Source organism: Rhodococcus sp. Eu-32 (genome assembly GCF_003336925.1).
GTDB classification, from domain to species: domain Bacteria; phylum Actinomycetota; class Actinomycetes; order Mycobacteriales; family Mycobacteriaceae; genus Rhodococcoides; species Rhodococcoides kyotonensis_B.
Genome location: NZ_QGNK01000024.1, coordinates 21,958 through 41,890 on the forward strand (window position 1 = coordinate 21,958; position 19,933 = coordinate 41,890).

The 19,933-nt window shown below is 62.7% G+C and carries 15 protein-coding genes; 11 read left to right on the top strand and 4 right to left on the bottom strand.

Annotated elements, in window-relative coordinates:
* Positions 1 to 176: 176 nt before the first annotated feature.
* Both DK926_RS22650 and DK926_RS22655 read left to right on the top strand, forming a co-directional pair.
* Positions 177 to 1,343, top strand: a complete 1,167-nt coding sequence (locus DK926_RS22650) for a site-specific integrase (protein ID WP_037146834.1) — start codon at positions 177 to 179, stop codon at positions 1,341 to 1,343.
* Positions 1,344 to 1,600: 257 nt separating this feature from the next.
* Positions 1,601 to 2,455: a recombinase gene (locus DK926_RS22655; RefSeq protein ID WP_243636976.1), complete on the top strand. Its 855-nt coding sequence runs from the start codon at positions 1,601 to 1,603 to the stop codon at positions 2,453 to 2,455.
* Positions 2,456 to 2,590: 135 nt separating this feature from the next.
* Here the strand turns inward: DK926_RS22655 and DK926_RS22660 are convergent, their stop codons facing one another.
* Entirely contained in the window at positions 2,591 to 3,616 is a 1,026-nt protein-coding gene (locus DK926_RS22660) for an AraC family transcriptional regulator (protein WP_037146831.1), read from the bottom strand.
* A 109-nt stretch (positions 3,617 to 3,725) separates the two neighbouring features.
* Between DK926_RS22660 and DK926_RS22665 the strand changes: the two genes are divergently transcribed.
* The 7 genes from DK926_RS22665 (at position 3,726) to DK926_RS22700 (ending at position 10,816) form a co-directional block, all read left to right on the top strand.
* Complete coding sequence (locus DK926_RS22665; protein WP_037146828.1) at positions 3,726 to 4,046, top strand: 2Fe-2S iron-sulfur cluster-binding protein; 321 nt, start codon at positions 3,726 to 3,728, stop codon at positions 4,044 to 4,046.
* Positions 4,047 to 4,070: 24 nt separating this feature from the next.
* On the top strand, positions 4,071 to 5,459 hold the full coding sequence (locus tag DK926_RS22670) for a cytochrome P450 (RefSeq protein ID WP_037146827.1): 1,389 nt from the start codon (positions 4,071 to 4,073) through the stop codon (positions 5,457 to 5,459).
* Positions 5,456 to 6,664 (top strand): FAD-dependent oxidoreductase, encoded by a 1,209-nt coding sequence (locus DK926_RS22675; protein WP_037146826.1) that lies wholly within the window; start codon positions 5,456 to 5,458, stop codon positions 6,662 to 6,664. Before DK926_RS22670 ends, DK926_RS22675 begins: the two co-directional genes overlap by 4 nt.
* 69 nt (positions 6,665 to 6,733) lie before the next feature.
* Positions 6,734 to 7,474: a transglutaminase domain-containing protein gene (locus DK926_RS22680; protein WP_037147416.1), complete on the top strand. Its 741-nt coding sequence runs from the start codon at positions 6,734 to 6,736 to the stop codon at positions 7,472 to 7,474.
* A gap of 394 nt (positions 7,475 to 7,868) precedes the next feature.
* Positions 7,869 to 8,705 carry an SDR family oxidoreductase gene (locus tag DK926_RS22685; protein ID WP_037146825.1) on the top strand — a complete coding sequence of 279 codons (837 nt, stop codon included), beginning with the start codon at positions 7,869 to 7,871 and terminating at the stop codon, positions 8,703 to 8,705.
* A 46-nt stretch (positions 8,706 to 8,751) separates the two neighbouring features.
* Positions 8,752 to 9,816 carry a BtrH N-terminal domain-containing protein gene (locus tag DK926_RS22690; RefSeq protein WP_037146824.1) on the top strand — a complete coding sequence of 355 codons (1,065 nt, stop codon included), beginning with the start codon at positions 8,752 to 8,754 and terminating at the stop codon, positions 9,814 to 9,816.
* Positions 9,817 to 10,261: 445 nt separating this feature from the next.
* A complete protein-coding gene (locus DK926_RS22700) occupies positions 10,262 to 10,816 on the top strand; it encodes a PaaI family thioesterase (protein ID WP_008720413.1) in 555 nt (184 codons plus the stop codon).
* Positions 10,817 to 10,832: 16 nt separating this feature from the next.
* Here DK926_RS22700 and DK926_RS22705 read toward each other — a convergent pair whose 3' ends face one another.
* Positions 10,833 to 12,326, bottom strand: coding sequence for an MFS transporter (locus DK926_RS22705; RefSeq protein ID WP_080734183.1), 1,494 nt, complete (start codon positions 12,324 to 12,326; stop codon positions 10,833 to 10,835).
* A gap of 186 nt (positions 12,327 to 12,512) precedes the next feature.
* On the opposite strand from DK926_RS22705, the gene DK926_RS22710 reads away from it, so the two are divergent.
* Positions 12,513 to 13,217, top strand: a complete 705-nt coding sequence (locus DK926_RS22710) for a TetR/AcrR family transcriptional regulator (protein ID WP_037147412.1) — start codon at positions 12,513 to 12,515, stop codon at positions 13,215 to 13,217.
* Positions 13,218 to 13,464: 247 nt separating this feature from the next.
* A complete protein-coding gene (locus tag DK926_RS22715) occupies positions 13,465 to 14,019 on the top strand; it encodes a recombinase family protein (protein WP_037190569.1) in 555 nt (184 codons plus the stop codon).
* A 14-nt stretch (positions 14,020 to 14,033) separates the two neighbouring features.
* On the opposite strand, the gene DK926_RS22720 is transcribed toward DK926_RS22715, so the two are convergent.
* A complete protein-coding gene (locus tag DK926_RS22720) occupies positions 14,034 to 14,966 on the bottom strand; it encodes a GIY-YIG nuclease family protein (protein ID WP_037146812.1) in 933 nt (310 codons plus the stop codon).
* Complete coding sequence (locus tag DK926_RS22725) at positions 14,966 to 19,891, bottom strand: DEAD/DEAH box helicase (RefSeq protein ID WP_094634730.1); 4,926 nt, start codon at positions 19,889 to 19,891, stop codon at positions 14,966 to 14,968. Before DK926_RS22725 ends, DK926_RS22720 begins: the two co-directional genes overlap by 1 nt.
* Positions 19,892 to 19,933 lie beyond the last annotated feature (42 nt).

Genomic DNA, 19,933 nt, shown 5'->3' on the forward strand with positions numbered 1-19,933 from the left:
GACGCACACGCGGCGATAGCAGAGGAGCCCGTTTTCGCGCCGGGGTCATAGTCACCAACGTTATTTGTGCGGTGACCGACGAGAATTTTCCTTCCCGCACCATCATCGCGAAAAGGCCTGCTCAGCGTGTTTTCGGCTTGAGAAGTCTGTCGGAGGTGCTCGCTACAGTGCTTGTCATGGCAGATCGGCAGCTCGGTGAGGTCGGGGACGCGGATTCACTCGTCTCGGTGAGTGGTGTGGCAGTGTTCCCGGACCTACCGGTCGAGGTCGCTGCTCGGATAGAACAGTCGATCGCAGCTTCTCGTTCGGCCGGAACACGCCGTGCCTATGCCTCGGCGTGGAGGCGATTCGAGAACTGGTGCATCGTCCTCGGGCACCAGGCTTTGCCGGCGCATCCCGCAACGGTGGCGGCGTACCTCGTCGGCGCGGCCGACACGCTCACCGTCGACGGGACGCGGGCGTATGCGCCGTCGACGTTCGACAAATGGATCGCGGCGGTCGCGGACCGCCACCGCGCTACTGGACACGACAACCCGTGCGGGCACGAGATGGTCCGCGCCACCCTCTCGGGTATCCGGCGGGATTACGCGTCTGCGGGGGAGCGGCCCCGCAGACCCCGTGCCCCGCTCCTCACCGCTGACATCACTACGATCGTCGACCACGCCCGACGCACTGCAGCGGGCTGGGCGTCGGAGGTCCTCGAACGCCGCGACACCGCGCTATTGCTGATGGGCTACACCGGCGCATTCCGCCGCAGCGAACTCGTAGCGCTCGAATGCCGCGATGTCCACCGCGACCGCCTCGATGGTGCGCATGTACGTATCCGGAAGTCGAAGACCGACCAGGACGGCACCGGAACCGTGAAAGCACTCCCGTTCACCGCCCGCCACGAGTCATGCCCGGTCTGCGCGTGGGTGCGATGGCTGCAGATCGTCGCAGCGTTCGACACCGGCGGCAGAGTTGCTGTCATCCGAATACTGTCCCGCGCAGTGGAATTCGACTCCCATATCTGTCGCGGCACCCTTCCTGTGGTCGAGAAACGGTCCCCTCTGTTTCGGTCCGTCCGCAAGAACGGCAACCTCTCCGACACAGCCCTGTCCGGAGCCGCGGTGCACGCGGCGATCCGCCGCCGCGCTACTCGAGCTGGATACGACCCCGTCACCGTCGCTCAGCTCGGCGGGCATTCCCTCCGTTCCGGCTTCGTCACGCAAGCCTTCCGCAACGGAGCTGACGCGCATGCGATCATGCGCCAAACCGGGCACACCACACCCGCAATGGTCGAAACATACGCTCACGAGAATGCGCCACTGATCGGCAACGCCGTCACCGAGCTCGGCTTATGACCAGGCACCCGACCGAGCCAGTGACCGGCGACGGGACGACCGGGGCAGATGCTGACCACGACGACCGCCCTTGTCCGATACGACCAGCGGACATCACGAACACGTCGATACCGAGGCGGGATCGGCACACGTGGTCCCTGTTCGAGGACTGGTGCACCGCCCATGGCGAACCCTCACTGGCGGCCTCTCCGGAGTCGCTTGCTCGGTTTCTCCACGCGCACCCCGCCGCGCCGACGACCCAACGCCGTCGGATCGCGGTGATCGACATCGCTCATCATCGGCATCTATTACCTCCTCCGGGGTGTGCGGAGATCGTTCGGGCTGCGCTGGACGTGGCGCGTACGGCGCGCCTGCACGAGCTGGCAGCCGTGATCGGCGGTATCGTCGCCCGCCTCCCCGAATCCGGTTGGCCGTCAGAACAGTTCGCGCGGCGAGACGCCCTCGTCCTGATCTTCGCTTCGACCGGTCTGCCGTACACCCAGATCGCGGCCCTGCGGCACTGCGACGTCACCGCCGATCCGAGGATCGACGCCCTTCGTATCGACACAGGCCGCGGCGTCCGCACTGTCACTTCCCTCGCGCTGGCGGGGACGGGCATTTCTCCGCGCACGGTGTATCAGCGCTGGTGTGAGGTACTCGGCCATCAGACCCAGTATCCGAGCACCCGAATGCTCGCCGACGCTCTCGATGCCGTGGACGGCACCGGGCTCGGCGGATACGACCGGTATTTCGACCCGGCCGGGAAACAGCCGCTGTCGACTCCTATCGACCGGTGGGGCCACACCCCGTTGGCTGCGACCCCGCTGACCGCCCGTGCGGTCGCGGGCATCGTGCGAATGCACCTGGACGGACGGGCATCCACCCACCTGCAGTCCACTGCGCGGTCACAACATCCGGAGCAGATCGCGGCACCGGATCCAGTACCGCGGGTCCTACTTGACCCCGGCTACTACGAACGCGGAACGCTTGCGCGTAGACACGCCCACGGTCTTCTCGACGACGTGGACTCCGTCCTCGCCGATGTCGAAACCCGCGCGGACAGCCTGTTGGAAGCACTCGTCGACTTTCTCGAATCGGAGACCGCACGCGTACCGGCCGACACCGTCGAGTGACAAGTGGTTCGTACTCGGGTCTGCACACACTCTTCTTCTCACGGCAGGGAGGCGGTGACGTCTCCGAAATCTCCGAGATGAAGATCGACCAGGCCGCGAACGAACGATGCATCGATCTGACCCCGTCTGTGTGGTCTACGTCGAATCCGGGTCGTCCGAGAGTCGTGGGTTTCGGAAATCTCTCGGAGAGCGCCCGGTCCAGCGTTTGAAGGCATGAGAGAAGTTGGCGAGGTCGCTGTATCCGAGTTCAGAAGCGATCTCGCTGACCGAAACCGAGCGATCAAGGAGCCGTAGCATCGCGCGTTCGTACAGCAGCGATTGGCGCACCTTGCTATAGGTGGTTCCTTCTTCGGCAAGCCGCCGTTTCAACGTGCTGCTGGACATTGACAATGCTTGTGCAACATCATGGTTGGTTCGCTGTCCGAGGTCCTTTTCCAACAGTTGCCTCACCTTCTCGGCGGATGACATGGACCCACTCCGATGGGCGAGTGTCCGCTGCAGATCAGTGATAGCGAGACGATATGCGAGAGGGTCCGAGAACCGACAAGCCTTGTTTAGTGTGTCCTCGGGTACGTGGACGAAGGAAATCGGAGCGTCGAAGAACCGGCGATTCGCCGGACCTTTGTCGTGGCTCACCTCGGTCGGCTCCGGCCAGCTCAGATGGAGTGTCACCGGCGATATGTCACCGGCGAGCATGTCCAGCAGTCGTAATAACGCCGACCCGCCGTAGGTGATGACCAAGCAGTCCAGTGCGGAATCGCCTGTGTGCGCAGTGAGCCCGACGATCAGACCGTAGTCGCCAGTGTGGAACTGCGATTTCAACGCCGTGGAGATCAATGGCAGGTATGTCAGGAGATCGACGATCTCGGCGACCGAACCAGCGCTGATCAAAGGTGAACTCAGGGGCCCGAACGATGTCAACTGGGCCTGCTCGGCAAACGCAAATCCGAGTCGAGTGGCCTGGGCGATATCGAGTTCGGGATAGACCTCCCGAAACCACCGTATCGGCGCCTGGACGTCATGCTGAATGAGCGTCGCTTCACTGGTTCCTTCGCGGTGCATGATCGCGCGAAGGCGCGCGGCGGCGTCAGGGTCGAGTGCGCGGCGTTCGAGCAGCTGCACGAACGCAAGCGGTGGCACGCCCTCATCGCTCAGCTTCACGGTGATTCCTTTGACCCGAATTCACAAGTTTATGACTCCACCGAACATAGCCGTCACCCGCGTTTGCGACGACACTTTCGTCAATCACGCCGGAAAACGAGGAGTTGACATGGCAGCTGTAACTTTCGTCGCCCACGATGGTGAGAAGCACGAGGCGGCTCTGGTCGAAGGTCGATCGCTGATGCAGATTGCAACCGACAATGCTGTGCCGGGGATCGATGGAGACTGTGGGGGCGAAACGGCCTGTGGCACCTGCCATGTGATCGTCGACCCGCAGTGGTCAGGAGAGGTGGGTCTGTCCGGCGCCGACGAGGAAGAGATGCTGGCGATGAACCCCGAGCGTGAACCCACGTCTCGGTTGTCGTGCCAGATGGTGGCCTCGGAAGCGTGGGATGGCCTGATCGTTCGAACACCTGAATTCCAACTGTGATGTGCGAAAGGCAGGCACGACAGCATGAAAGTTTCTGAGTCGATCACCGACAAGGTCCAGTCGACCATCCCTATAGGGCTGCAGATCCAGGGCGCTCATCTGTACGACAAGACCCGACGGTGGGTGACTGGCACGAATGGCAAGAAGATCTTCGTCGAAAGTCCCATTCCACCGGTCGAGGATGTCGAGCTCGCCGACATCGACCTCAGTAACCCCTTTCTTTACAGACAAGGGCGGTGGCAGTCGTACTTCGAGCGCGTGCGGAACGAGGCACCGGTTCACTACCAACCCAACAGTCCGTTCGGCCCGTTCTGGTCGGTCACGCGCCATGCCGATATCGTGGCCGTCGACAAGAACCACGCTGTGTTCTCGGCCGAACCGTTCATCGTCATCGGCGTCCCGCCCCGGTTTCTCGATATCGAGATGTTCATCGCGATGGACCCGCCACGCCACGACAAGCAGCGCGCTGCCGTCCAGGGGGTTGTCGCACCGAAAAACCTCCGGGAGATGGAGGGACTGATCCGATCGCGGGTACGGGAGGTGCTGGACGACCTCCCCTTGAACGAGCCGTTCGACTGGGTGCAGAATGTCTCGATCGAGTTGACAGCTCGGATGCTCGCAACTCTTTTGGATTTCCCCTACGAACAACGCCGCAAACTCGTCTACTGGTCCGATTTGGCAACCTCGATGGAGCAAGCCAACGGTGGGCCCTCGGACAACGACGAGGTGTTCGAGGGCATGCGTGACATGGCCCGTGGCCTCAGCGCTCTCTGGCATGACAAAGCAGCCAGGAGGTCTGCAGGGGAAGAGTCCGGTTTCGATCTGATCACCATGTTGCAGAGCAACGAGGACACCAAGGATCTGATCGATCGTCCGATGGAATTTCTGGGCAACCTCGTCCTGCTGATCGTCGGTGGGAACGACACGACGCGAAACTCGATGAGCGGTGGCGTTCTTGCGTTGAACCAATTCCCCGACCAGTTCGAGAAATTGAAGGCCAATCCCGATTTGATCCCCAACATGAACTCGGAAATTATCCGATGGCAAACACCCTTGGCGTACATGCGCCGAATCGCCAAAGCCGACACCGTTCTGAACGGACAATTCATCCGCAAGGGTGACAAATTGGTGATGTGGTACGCCTCGGGTAACCGCGACGAACGCATTTTCGAGAATCCTGATGATTTCATCATCGATCGTGCCAATGCGCGCAATCACATCGCGTTCGGATTCGGTGTACACCGGTGTATGGGCAATCGGCTGGCCGAAATGCAGCTGCGGATTCTGTGGGAGGAGTTGCTTCCCCGCTTCGAGAACATCGAGGTCGTCGGCGACCCCGAGTATGTTCAGTCGAATTTCGTGCGGGGCATCAGCAAGATGATGGTGCGCCTGACGCCTACTTCCAGCGCATGACATCGCAACGGGCGATCATCGTCGGCGCAAGCCATGCTGGGGCACAACTGGCAGCTAGTTTGCGCCAAGAAGGTTGGACAGGCGAGATCGTCCTCATCGGTAACGAGTCCGCCACTCCCTATCAACGCCCCCCGCTGTCGAAGGCATACCTGGCGGGCAAATGCGTACTCGACGATATCGCCATTCGCAGCACGGACTTCTACTCCAAGCAAGGTATTCAGCTCCTGAACGCGCAGGTGGAGGCCATCGTTCGGTCGGAGGGCGACGTCGTTCTCGACACCGGGGAGAAGCTGGCCTACGACAAGCTCGCGCTGTGCACGGGAGCCCGCCCTCGTCGGCTCACCGTTCCCGGGGCCGATCTCCACGGGGTCTACTACCTGCGCACCGCAGCGGACGTCGAGAGGATCCGTATGGCCACCGGCCCTGGCCGGCGGGTGGTGATCGTCGGAGGCGGCTACATCGGACTCGAGACAGCGGCATCACTGCGCGCACTGGGCGTACAGGTCACAGTCCTCGAGGCAACTGGGCGTGTGCTCGAGCGGGTCACTGCTCCCGAGGTATCGACGTTCTTCGAGCGGATACATCGCGAGCAGGGAGTCGACATCAGAACGAACGCGATGGTCGAAGGCCTGTCCGGTGACCGTGAGGTTCGTGAAGTCAGTTTGGCCAGCGGGGAATCGATCCCCGCAGATCTGGTCATCGTCGGTGTCGGCGTCGAGCCGAACACCGACCTCGCCGCCGATGCGGGTCTTGTCATCGACAACGGCATCGTGATCGACGATCACACTCGGACCAACGACCCCGACATCATGGCGGCGGGGGACTGCGCGAGCCACGACATGGCCCGTTACGGCCGTCGACTACGGTTGGAGTCCGTCTCGAGCGCAGGAGAGCAGGCCAAAGTCGCTGCCTCGACCGCCTGCGGGAAGTCCAGAAAAATCGAAGCGTTGCCGTGGTTCTGGTCAGATCAGTATCACTTCAAGCTGCAGATCGCCGGCCTCAACACTGGATACGACGAAGTGGTTCTCAGCGGTGACCCCACCCGCGACAGTGATTTCAGTTGCTTCTATCTCCAGGCCGGTGAGCTCATTGCCGCCGACTGCATAGGTCGCCCGCGCGAGTTCATGTACAGCAAACGGGTGATCGCCCAGCGACTCCCCGTCCAACGCGAAGACCTGATGCTCGGCGGACTCGCGCGCAACTGACCGATCCTTCGGTCGTTGTGCACACAACAGCAACCGGTTTGCTCAGAAAAGGGAACATCAGCGATGACCATGACAGACCGCCCGCCCGGAGCACATACTACGCAGCCACCACACGCGTACCTGGGAGCAACGGACTTCCTCGACATCGAGCACGAATCCGTGCGGGCGTTCACCGCCGCGGCAATCGGAGATGCGAGCAGCGACCGTGACAAGGCCAGACGCCTCTTCGCCGCCGTCCGCGACCAGATCTGGTACGACCCGTACACCGTGTCGGATGATCCGGCCCACTATCGAGCGAGCTTCGTCCTCGAGACCGGGCGCGCTTACTGCGTCCCGAAGGCGGTGCTGTTGACCGCAGTGTGCCGGGCGGCGGGTATCCCGGCACTGCTCGGCTTCGCCGACGTCCGAAATCACCTGCAGACCGAGACGTTGCGCGCGCTGATGGGCGGCACCGACCTGTTCGTCTACCACGGCTACAGTCGCCTCTACATCGAGGGCCGGTGGTTGAAGGCCACGCCGGCATTCAATGTCGAGTTGTGCGCTCGTTTCGGCGTGCCGCCAGTGGAATTCGACGGCGATCGCGATGCTCTCATGCATGCCTTCACCGCAGACGGAGCTCAGCACATGGAGTATGTCCGCGAGCGAGGAGTCTTCGACGACCTACCCTTGAACGCGATCTTGACGGTGCTTCGGCACGCCTACGGCCCCACGATCTTCACGGGCGCTCACCCACTCGATGATGTTTTCACCGGCCGCACCCGGCCGGACGAAACTCCCGGGGATCGAAACTCGCCGCGGGAGTCTCGATGAACACAAGCGGTGAGAACATACGCGCCGAACCCCGTATCGCGGCCGACTGCCGATCGGTCGGAGCTCTCTCCGCGAACAATCGCGATCGTGAACACTCGGACCGCCTCGGACACCTTCGAATCGGGTGAGCCGATACCTGCTGGCAGAGCTGTGCCACATGACTGTCTCGTCGCCGCGGCCGTGGTAAGGCCGACACCGGAAGTTGCACCGAACAGACGAGACCCGTTCTGCCGCTGGGGTTGCGGCTGCGGGCGATGAACGACCGATCCGAACGCCTCCCCGGGCACGAGACGACGTGCGATACCCATATCCCTCTCCCGTGTGCGCAGCCGCTACCGCGAGAGCGGGCCGACAGGCGTCTACCGATGTCTCTCATCTATGCAAGGAGCGCAGCATGACGAACAACGCACCTCACACCCCCGCCAGGACGGTGGCGATCACAGGTGGAGCTCGCGGCATCGGCTATCAGACAGCGAAGGAGTTGATTCGACGAGGCCACCGGGTCGCCATCGGCGACATCGACGAGGCACGTGCGAAGGAGGCCGCCGCCGAACTCGGGGTGAAGGTCGTCACCCGACTCGACGTCACCGAACCTGACTCGTTCACAACGTTTCTGGACCTGGTCGAACGTGAACTCGGACCCCTCGACATCCTGATCAACAACGCGGGCATCATGCCTACCGGCCACGCCCACGAAGAGGACGATGCAGTAACCCGGCGGCAAGTCGAGATCAACGTCCTGGGTGTCATCTTCGGGACCAAACTGGCTCTTCAGCGCATGCTGCCGCGCCGCACCGGACACATCATCAACACTGCGTCATTGGCCGGCGAGCTCGCGGTACCTGGTTTGGCGACCTACTGCGCTACCAAGTTCGCAGTCATCGGATTCACAGAGGCCGCACGACTGGAGTACCGCAAGTCAGGGGTTCGACTGTCCACAGTCCGCCCGACGTTCACCAACACCGAACTCGTCGCCGGAACCGCCGGCGCAAAGGGATTACGCAACGCCGAGCCGGAGGAGATCGCCCGCGCGACAGCAGATCTGATCGAGAATCCACGCCCCTTCGTCCGCGTCACCCGTCTCGCAGGCGCAATGGTCGCGGCGGTGAAATTCGTCCCTGGGCGTCTGGCGACCGGACTGGGTGCGGCCCTGAACACAGATTCGGTGTTCCTCGCGGACGTGGACATGGCTGCTCGCCGAACGTATCTCGACAGAATCCGGAACAGCTGAGCGTGCCGACACGCGCGCTCGACCAACCACCCGAAAGGCAGTCACAGTGACCCCCACGACTCTGATCGAGAACTATCCCCACCGGATGGGAGGGCACTGCGGGTCAGGTGCAATGCGAGACCTTCTCCAGTGGCACGGTCTGGGATGGGACGGACCACCCGACGAGGGGTTGGTGTTCGCACTGGGTGGTGATCTGGGTTTGTCCTACCTGCGATCGGACGACCTGGTCCCACCGATGTACCTGGTCGGCCGCGGTGCCGACTTCGAGATCGACTTGCCGCGCAGGCTCGGCGGACAAGTCGAGGTTCTCACGACCGACGATCCCGGTGAGGGATGGTCATGGGTTCGCGACGACATCGATGCGGGACGACCCAGTCTGGTCTGGGCCGATATCGCTGAGCTGCCCTACTTACGGGTGAAACTGCAGATGAGTCGCCACGACATCGTGGTGATCGGCTACGACGAGATCGGGGGGACTGCCTCGGTCGTCGACAACGATCGGGCCGACGTGCAGGAGATCCCGCTCGACGCGCTCGCTCGGGCGCGATCTTCCACCTCGTTCCCGCAACCGACACGTCACTGCACGTACCGAATCGCATGGCCGCAGACACTGCCGCCCGTGTCGACTGCCGCGGCCGCGGCCTTCGCCCGATCCGCCGCCAGCATGCGCGCCCCATCGACACCGGGAATAGCCGACCACGTACCAGCAGCCGGTGCCGAAGGATTGGCCGCGGTCGACCAGCTGGCAACCGACGTCAAGAGCTGGGTCGACCTTCCGCCCGATGACCTCGAGACGCTGCTGTTCAGTCTCGGTATCTTCATCGAAAAGGCCGGAACCGGAGGCGGGCTCTTTCGTCGGCTTCTCGCCGACGGCTGTACCGAGATTGCACGTCTGACCGGTGATCCCGCTACCGCAGACCTCGCGGCGGCCGCCGATCACTGCGCCCAGGCCTGGACCGAAACTGCCCGCGCCGGAACACAACGCGGTCTCGATGTACGAACACGCGCAGCTGCGGTGGCCGTGTCGGCTGCCGGTCTGCCTGCACTCGAGCTGATCCTGGTGGAGTCCCTGGAGTCTGCTTCACGCTCGCTGTCCGCCATCACGAGATGATGCCCATCGTCGTTCGACGGCGCGCGGTGAACGGCGCATCGCACTGTGCTGCAGCCGCTCGTGTCGGATCGCCCCAGGCGTGCGGAGGCACCGAACGACCGAAGAGTTGCCGGACGGAACAGTCGGACGCCTCTCGGTGGACGCTGTATCGATGCCGTGTCGTTGCTCGGCAACAGACCCTGATCCCTGCCTCACGCCGACAGCAATTCAGCCGCCGACGGGAGCTGTCGATGTTTCGCGGTCACCGTTTTCGGCTCGGCGGCCGCGTCGTGTGCGCTATCGGGCCGAGCGGTGCGTTGAGTGAGAACACTCCCGCTCGTGGTAATCATGGCGGGGGCGAGTGCGCCGACCGGTCGGACGAACGCCCGACCGGACGCTGCGGTGCAGGCCGAGCGCGCGAAGACGCGACAGACTCGGCACGGTTTCACGACAGAGAGGTCCGACCATGAAAAGAATTCCGGACGAGGTCAGCGGGTCGGCCGGCCCCGCTATCGAGAACTGGGCGCGCTCGTTCTGGAGCACGACTTCCGAGTCGCCTGATCTACCGCCCCACCACCCCGACTGTCTTGGTTGTGGGCCGGAGAACCCGCACGGCCACGCCTTGTCGGTCCAGCGTGACGAGAACGGCGTGGTGGCTCACCATGTGTTCGATCAACGTCATGTCGGGGCACCCGGGATAGCACACGGCGGCGCGGTGGCGACCGTTCTCGACGATCTGTTCGGCTTTTTGCTCTACACAGTGGGTGAGCTCGCCGTGACGCGGCGTCTCGAGCTCGACTACCTAGCGCCGGTTCTGCTCGGCACTCCATACGTATTGCGTGCTGCCGTTCGGTCTCGTGATGGGCGCAAACTGGATCTCACGGCCACGATGGACGATGCGCAGGGCCGCTCCGTAGCCACCGCTACTGCCCTGTTCGTGGTGGTCGAGGTCGAACACTTCATGCAGTCCCAAGCCCGAGCCCAACTCCGGGCCACAGACACGAATCACACCGAAGAATAGACACCCTGGCCGACCTTCACCGACGTCCATCACCCGCGGTGGCTGTCGTACGGCTGCGTCTACCTGGCGCAAAGACGGCGAGGACGAGTGCCCCAGCGGCGGTCAGCGCCGCCAACGACAGCGTCGCCTGACCACTTCCGTGTACGAATGCGGCTCTGGCGAACTCGGCCAGCGGCTGACCAGCTGGTCCTGCGCGGTCGGCGACCTGTAACGCGGCGGCCAGAGAATCGGCCACCGGACCACGGGCAGGCTCGGGTAGCTGGGGCAGAGCCGGCTGAATGTGCTGAACGTAACCGGCCGCGAGCACGCTACCGGCTACCGCAATCCCAATCGCGGCACCGATTTCGCGAGCTGCGTCGTTGACCGCGGCAGCCACCCCGTGCTTGGCCTCAGGAGTGTCCGAGACGATGGCGAAAGTCGCAGGGGCGGTACACAACCCCAAACCCGCGCTCATGATGAGCAAGGGCCACAGCAGGTCAGGGTAAGTCGCCGCGACGGTCAGTCTGCTCACCATCACCAGTCCCGCCGCGATGGTGAGCAGACCTACAGTGGTCATCACCCGCAGCCCAACAATGTTCGACAGCCAGGGTGCAATCACCGAGATCACGATGAGCGGCACGACCATAGGGGTCAACGCCAACGCGGCGGTGAGCGGTCCATAACCGAGAATCAACTGCAGATACTGCACCAACAGCAAGAACACCCCGAAGGTCACCAGAAATTGGATACAGACCGACAGTGCGCCGGCACCGAAACCACGGCGGGCGAACAACCGGACATCGAGTAGGGGTGCCGAGGAACGTAGTTCTACGACGACGAACACCACAACCGCGAACAAGCCCACCGCAGTGCTGATGGCGACGAGCGAATCCGACCAGCCACGGGCCGGAACCTCGATCACAGCGAAGACGATCGCCCCGACCGCGACCACTACGGTCACCGCGCCCACCCAATCGACCGGTGGATGCTCCTGTTGGCGGGACTCCGCGATACTGCATGCCAACCCGGCCAGAACCGCTCCGGCGACGGTCAACCCGACGAACACCGAGGTCCACGACCACTGCTCGAGCAGCACACCAGCCCCGAGGATGCCCAGGACAGCCCCGGATCCAGCAACCCCGGCCCACACACCTACAGCGCGACCGCGATGCGCCGGTGGAAATCCCGCGGTCAGTATCGACAGCGTCGAGGGCATGACCAGCGCCGCACCCGCCCCAGCCAACGCGCGAGCAGCGATCAGCCACGCCGGGTCGGCGAGAAACAAGGGCAATGCCGACGCGAAAGCGAACAACGCCAACCCCGCCACGAGCACCCCGCGGCGACCGTACCGGTCACCGATCGCACCGGCAGGCAGAACGAAGCACGCCAATACCAGCGTATAACCGTCGACTATCCAGGTCAGTTGAGCTTGCGTCGCCTCTGTCGCGACCGCGATCTGTGGCAACGCTGAATACAATGCCGCCATTGCGGCCACCACCAACGCGACCGCCATGCACGACACAATCAACATCCACCACTGGGCACCGCTCCATCGAGCGACGCTGGCAGAGTCGGATCTACGTTCGTTCAACGGCCAGCCTCCCAGTTCGAGACTGATCGTCTCGGTACGAGACTATTAGTATCATAACTTTGCGGGTGTGACAGAATGGTCAAGCGAGGACATGTTTTGTCAGTCAAAATGGAGCGGAGCCCGTTCATGGTCGACCCTCTCGTTGCAGCCGAGGGCCCGGCCGACCCCCGGCTGGCGCGCTCACGTAACCGGTTACTCGAAGCGGCGGGCCAGCTGCTGTCCACCGGCGGTGTCGAGGCGGTCACCGTGGAGGCGGTCACCCGCATGTCGAAGGTTGCACGTGCCACTCTGTACCGCCACTTCGGAAGTACCACTGACCTGCTCGCTGCAACCTTCGAGCGACTACTACCCCCAGTCGACACCGATATCGATACCGGTCCGCTACGCGAACGTCTGATTTCGGTGCTCACCACCCAAGCCGACCTCATCGACCAAGCTCCGGTGCAAATGACCACGCTGGCGTGGCTGGCAATGGGACCCGTCAACAGCGGCGACGCCAGCCGGCGCGATCTCGATCCTGGCGCGGTGGTCTCGCTTCGGGCCCGTGTCATAGAGCAATACCGCAGGTCCCTGGATCAGATCCTGACGGCCCCTGACGCCCGCACTGTGCTCGGCGAGATCGACACCACCTTCGCCCTCATTCAGCTCCTCGGACCGATAGTTTTCGCTCGCCTCACAGGACTGCGCCACATCCACGCCGACGACTGCATCCAAATCGTCGACAACTTTCTCGCCGCCCATGCCGCAAGTGTCCGATCGAGCACTTCGCGCGACAACAGCCGTCCACGGCCGGCCGCGACGCTAGACCCGCAGCTCACCGACGGCCAATAAAACTTGATGCGAAATTTCACCATCGATGCGCTATCCAGTCAGGGATCGCAGCGCTCACTGGATACGGCCGGACGTGTGCTCGAGAACTTGGAGTTGCACTGCAGTGCACTTCGGACATCGTGCAGCCGTCTTCTGAAACTGACATCCGGTGCGGAAGCGACCAGCCCGAATGTCGTGCCAAAAACGTGAGCTAAACCGATCGTGTCAGAACCTGCCGTGTCAGTGAGTTGTGGCAGTCTCTAGCCCTGTGGGGCACAAATACGGATACGCCAGGGTTTCGACCACTGATCAGACACCCGCGCTACAGAGCGACGCTCTGACTGCGTTCGGGTGTGAACGGCTCTTCGTCGACACTGCGAGTGGGTCCACGACCACGAGGCCCGCGCTCGACGAGCTCCTGGCCACCCTGTTGCCCGGAGACACCTTGTGCGTGTGGCGGCTCGACCGGCTCGGCCGTAACCTCCCGCACTTGATCGAACTCGTGACCGAGCTGAAATCCAGGGGAGTGGGGTTCGCATCGGTCACCGAACAGATCGACACTGCCACCGCCGGGGGTGAACTCATCTTTCACATTTTCGGTGCCCTCGCCTCGTTCGAGCGGCAGCTGCTCCGCGAACGCACGAACGCTGGCCTCGCCGCCGCGCGCGAACGCGGCAAGATCGGTGGCCGGCCACCCGCACTGTCGACCGCCAAGAAGCGTGAAGCCACCCGAATGCGTAACCAGGGCAGCACTATCGGCGACATAGCTGAAATCCTCGGAGTGAGTCGGCGAACCCTGTACCGCCATTTTGCGCAATCCTAGAGCTGAGGGGAGAACTACGCGGTTGGCACTCCCGCTCCGACCTCGACGGAATCACTCGCCGGTGACGCCTCACGCTGCGCCTGAGCGCTGGCCAGCTCACGGGCCTCTAACACGTTCAGATCTTCGCCGGCTTCGTTCTTCCAGCTGATGCGTCCATTGTTGCTTCCACCTACGAGCACTGCGCCGGCAGCGGATGGACTGTCGAAGAGCTCGTCGTCGCGAAAAATGAAAGCGTCATCTTCGATCGTCGCGCGGCCGCTGGCGATAAGAGACTCGCGGGTAGTCCTGACGCGCTCGGTAGCTGCGCCACGTAGATCCGGTCGGCCACGGGAACCTCGTTGCACAACAATGCCTTCGGAAGTCAAGTATCCCTGCGCGTCGCATCCGGACTCACGGAAGAACAGAGGCTGGTTTGGCGATTCTTCACCTGCTCTGGATTCACCCTTCGTTGGACGAATCGAATCGAGGATCGGTGCACCAAGGGTGGTCAGCAGGACGGAGATCGTGTCCAGAAACTCGTGGCAATCCGCCTCGAGCGGTGCTGGTGTGAACGGGTTGCTCGCATCGTTGCCATTGGTCAGCGTGTACCGGTCTGCGCGTTGGGCGGTTCGGATCGACAACCACTCCAGATAGGAGACGTGCGTGGACGTCCATTCATTGGTCAACGACACTGCAACCATCGCGCGGGTCCAGTTCTTCTCGCCATGCTCACCTAAGCGTTTACCGACGTTCCCGGTCTGGCCGATGTACGCGGTCCGCTCGTCATCGCTACCTCCGAACAGGTAGTACACCCCGACCTGCGTCGATGCCGGTAGCTTTGCAAATTCGCTCAGCAGCGATCGCGGGATGTCGAAGACCCGGACAGTCCTAGTGGTCAGGCTCGCGACCCGAATACCGGCGGGATCCCCACCGGGTAGATAGATCTGGATTGTCTGAGCCCGGACCATCAGGCAGCCTTCTCGATGTCGAGTTCGCGAACGATGCGCATGGTCTCGACGGCGACGGTGGTGACTTTCTTGATCAGTTCGACTATGTAGGTGGGGTTGTCGTGCTCGTCGCACCATAGGTTCGGATCGTTCACGATGCCCGATGGCTTGTCGGTCTTGACCTGGTAGCGGTCGATGATCCATGCCAGCGCTGACCGCGAACCGAGCATGTACTCCTCGGCTTCGGGTGGAATGCCGGTGAGGCTGACCTTCGAGTTGTAGACGATTGCGGTGTGGTCGGACTTGTTGCGCCACTTCAGTTTCTGTACTCGCCATGTCTCACGATCGTGTTCGTCGACACCGGCCTTTATCTCGACATCGAGTGGGTAGGGATCGACGTCCTCGTACTGCATATGAAGGGTGCCGAGCTGCTCGCCGGCGTTAGCGAGCTGGGTGAAGCGCTCCAAGCTTTCAGGGGTGGGGATGTGGGGGAGCATTTTCTTCAGATCCGCCGCGTACGTCTCCCGGTAGCCGGGGACATGCAGCTGCCCATACACCGACCAGAAAACCTGATCCTTGGTCACCGAAGCGTCAAGCGCGGTCCGGTAGACCTCGAGGATCTCATCGGTGATGTTGTCCACCCGCCGGTAACCCCACTCATCGACCCCAAAAGTATCGGCCGTCGATCCGAAGTCGAACCCGCCGCCCGCAGCACCGTCGATGCGTTCGTAGGTGTAGCGAGGGAAGAACTGACCAGTGTCCAGGAGGTGCAGGTTGGGAATCAGATTGGTCGCAAATGGAGTGAAGTCGAAGTGTGATGCCGGTCCAGTCAGAACGATGCCGTAGTTCCGGTGGTGGGGCGTTGGGAACATCGAAGGGAGCCTGCCAGGGCGGTCATTCAGGGACTTGTCGAAGTAGACATGGCTTCCTTGGAATGGCCGGTAAGCGCTTTCGCGGTATGCAGAAGTCTCTTCGCGAATGACCCTGCGCGCGTCGATAGATGACAACAGCGAGCTGCTCCACGAGATACTTTGGGGATCGCGGTTCACCACGTCCTGAAGGCGTTCGTTCCCCCGTTGAGCCTCTGCGCGATGAAGTTCCGCTTGATAGAAGGTGAGCGTCCTGCCGACCTGTTCGTGGAGCGAGTTCAAGGAGAAGCTGTAAACCCAGCTATCTCGGTTGGTCTTAAGTCCGCCCGAGAAAGTTCGGAAGACGACGGCTCCCGTAGCACCGCGGCTCGCGATCGCCGGCCATGAGCTGAAAGCACTGTCTCGCTGGCTGATCCAGTCGCCATGCGCGTTCGGCTGCACACTCTGCCATTCGAGGTTCTCGATAGTGCTCGTGTCAACGAGACGGAGTTTTTCGGCGCGGTCGAGATAGTCGCCGATATCTCGGTAGTGGATCTGTACGGGTCCTGTGTGCTTTTCGTTCTTAACACCGACGAAAATGACGATGGTGGAACGGCTTCCGGAGCCGAACACCTTGCCGCCTTCTCGTCGGGAAAGTTCGCCGGCTGTGCGTTGGTTACCGCGTAGATTGTAAATCCACAGGTGGGCGAACTCGTCGGCCATGCTCAGCCGCACTCCGTCGGCCGTGTTGCCGTCGATCCATCCTCCGTTGGAGACGAATGCGACTATTCCGTGGTCGCCGACGCGGTCGGTGGCCCATCGGTAGGCGCGGTAGTAGGAGTCGTAGAGGCTGTTCTTGAGCTGCGCCGTCGAGCGGCCGGCGTAGGTCGCGGCGATACGGGCGTCGAGAGTGGGGTAGCTGAGGTTGGCGTTGTTGTCGTTGGCGCTGTCCTGCCCGACCGAGTACGGCGGGTTACCTACGATGACATTGATCGGGGCTTCGACCTGTTTGACGATGCGGTCGTTGTTCTGCGGGAACATGATCGCGTCCATACTGTCGCCGTCTTCGGAGATCTGGAACGTGTCGGTGAGTACGATTCCCTCGAACGACTCGTACTGCCCGTCCTCGCCATTTGGGGTAGCCAGAGCGTGATAGGTGGTCTCGATGTTGACTGCCGCAATGTAGTACGCGAGAAGCATGATCTCGTTGGCGTGCAACTCTTCCCGGTACTTGCGTGCAAGGTCGTCGGGGAGAATGAGCCCGGATTGCAGGAGTCGGGTGAGGAAAGTGCCGGTCCCGGTGAACGGGTCGAGGACATGTACGCCGGTGTCGGTGAGGCCCTTCCCGAAATGCTCCTTCGAGACGTGGTCTGCGGCGCGGAGGATGAAGTCGACGATCTCGACGGGGGTGTAGACGATGCCGAGAGCGTCGGATTGCTTCTTGAACGCAACACGGAAGAATCGCTCGTACAGCTCGGCGATGACCTGCTGTTTGCCTTCAGCGCTGGTCACTTCGGAGGCCCGGATGCGCACCGAGTCGTAGAACGAGTCGAGACCGTTGGTCTCCGATTCGAGGTTGGCGTCGCCGAGAGTGTCGAGCATCTGCTGCATGACGATCGAGACGGGGTTGTGCGCGGCGAAGTCGTGGCCGGCGAACAGGGCATCGAACACCGGCTTGGTGATCAGGTGTTGGCTGAGCATGCTGATTGCGTCGTCGCGGCTGATGGAGTCGTTGAGGTTGTCACGTAGTCCGGTGAGGAACCTCTCGAACTGCTCCGTCACTTGGGAGGATGCACCGCTGAGAAGCGCGTTTATGCGGGCGATCTGGGCGGCGGCGATGTCGGCGACGTCGGCGGCCCATTGTTCCCAGTAGACGCGTGTGCCGACCTTGTCGACGATGCGGGCATAGATAGCTTCCTGCCACTCCGAGAGTGCGAACAACGCCATCTGCGACGCCACCCCACCACCGCCACCTTCGCCGTTGTCCTGCTTCGGATCCGTGTCCGGGGTGGGGTGTCCGTCGCCGATCGTTTCGTCGGAGTCGGTGGTCGGGCCGATGTGTCCGCCGAGGAGGCGATCGTTCCCCTGGCCGGCTTTTGCTTGTTTTGTGGTGGCGTTGAGGGCGATGGAGTTGACCATCGCGTTGAACCGATCATCATGCGCTCGAAGGGCGTTGAGGACCTGCCACACCACCTTGAAGCGGCGGTTGTCAGCGAGGGCCTGCGACGGTGACACTCCGGCGGGCACGGCGACGGGCAGGATGATGTACCCGTAGTCCTTTCCGGGGGAAAGGCGCATGACGCGCCCTACGGACTGGACGACGTCGACGACGGAGTTGCGGGGGTGCAGGAACAACACGGCGTCGAGGGCCGGGACGTCGACGCCCTCGGACAGGCAGCGTGCGTTGGACAGGATGCGGCATTCACCCTCGGGGACTGGCGCTTTGAGCCAGGACAGTTGCTCGTTGCGCTTGAGAGCGTTGAAAGTGCCGTCGACGTGGCGGGCGGAGACGACGAGGTCTCGGTTGGTGGCGTCGACCTGTTCGCCGTCGTTCTCGTTTTCCTCGAGGAGGGCGCGGTAGGCGTCGACTACGTCGGGGAACACTTCGGCGACCTGCTTGGAGGCGGCGATGTCCTTGGCGAACGCCACGGCCCGTTTCATCGGGGGTGCGCCGATCGCGAACCCGTCGCCGTCAGGGGAGCGGCCGGCGCGCTTAGCGAGACCGTTCCAGCAGCCGACGATCTTGGAGGCATCGTCGAGTTGGAGTTCGGCGAAGTTGCCGGCGAGCTGTTTCTGCATAGGGGCTGCGACGAGGTCCTCGTCGACGGTGAGCACGATGACTTTATAGTCGGTGAGCAACCCGCGCTCGACGGCGTCACCGAAGGACAATCGGTGCATCTCGGGGCCGAAGATGTCGATGTCGTCCATCGACGACAACTCGGCGGAGTGGTCGGCGGCTTTTTCCTTGACGGCGTCGTCGAAGATCCGGGGCGTGGCCGTCATGTACAGCCGCCGTGATGCTTTGAGGAACTTGGCGTCGTGGACGCGGACGAAGTTCGATTCGTCCGCGCCGGCGACGGTGACACCGGTGGTGCGATGCGCTTCGTCGCAGATCACCAGATCGAACGCATCCACCCCCAGTCCTTGCGCCGCAGCGACCGTCGGCAGGGACTGGTAGGTGGTGAACACCACGGTCAGTCCTTTGGAGCGTTTGCGGTGCGCCATGTGCGATGCGAGGTTGTCGGGGTCGGTGGTCACCGGGATCGCGACGTCGACGGTGCTGTAGTCCTCGGCGGAGCGGGAGACTTTCGAGTCCGAGCACACGGCGAACGCGCGAATGTCGAGCTGGGTTTGTGCGGTCCACTCTCGGAGTGTCTGCGAGAGCAGGGAGATGGAGGGGACGGCGAACAGGATGCGTGCACTGCCGCCGGCTTCGGCTGCCGTGCGTTCGGCGATCTTGAGTGCGGTGAACGTCTTTCCGGTTCCGCAGGCCATGATCAGTTTCCCGCGGTCGTTGCCGGCGGAGAATCCGGCGAAGACAGCGTCGATCGCCTCGACCTGGTGTGGGCGGGGTTCGTTGCGGATCGCTTCACTCAACTCGACCGTCAGTTCGCCCTGCGGCCATGCGATGTCCCAGTCGATCGGGGCTTCGGCGATCTCGGCCAGACCGATCCGTTGGACGGGGATGGTCTGGTGGTTGATGGCGTCTTCGGCGTTCTTTCCCCACCGGTCGGTGGTGGAGATGATCACGCGGTTGGTGAACGACCGATCCCCATCGGCGGTGGGAAATGTTTGTCCGGAGGCGGTGAAGAACGAGTCGAGATCGCCTTTGCTCAACGTGGTGGTCGGTTCGTAGAACTTGCACTGGATCGCGGTGTAGTCGCCGGTGTCGCGTTCGCGGGCGACCAGGTCGATGCCGGTGTCGGCCTTACCTTGACGGTCGGGCCAGTCGATCCACCGCCACACCTGCTCGTACTGCTGCGCCAGCGTCGGATCGAGCTCGAAGTATCGAACCATCAGCTGCTCGAACTTGGTGCCCCGCTCCGAATTCGACGGCTCACCGCGGAACGCTTCGATAACCTCGTGCACACTCGCCATGACTACCGAAACCACCTCAACGTCGGGGACGATCAGACCGAG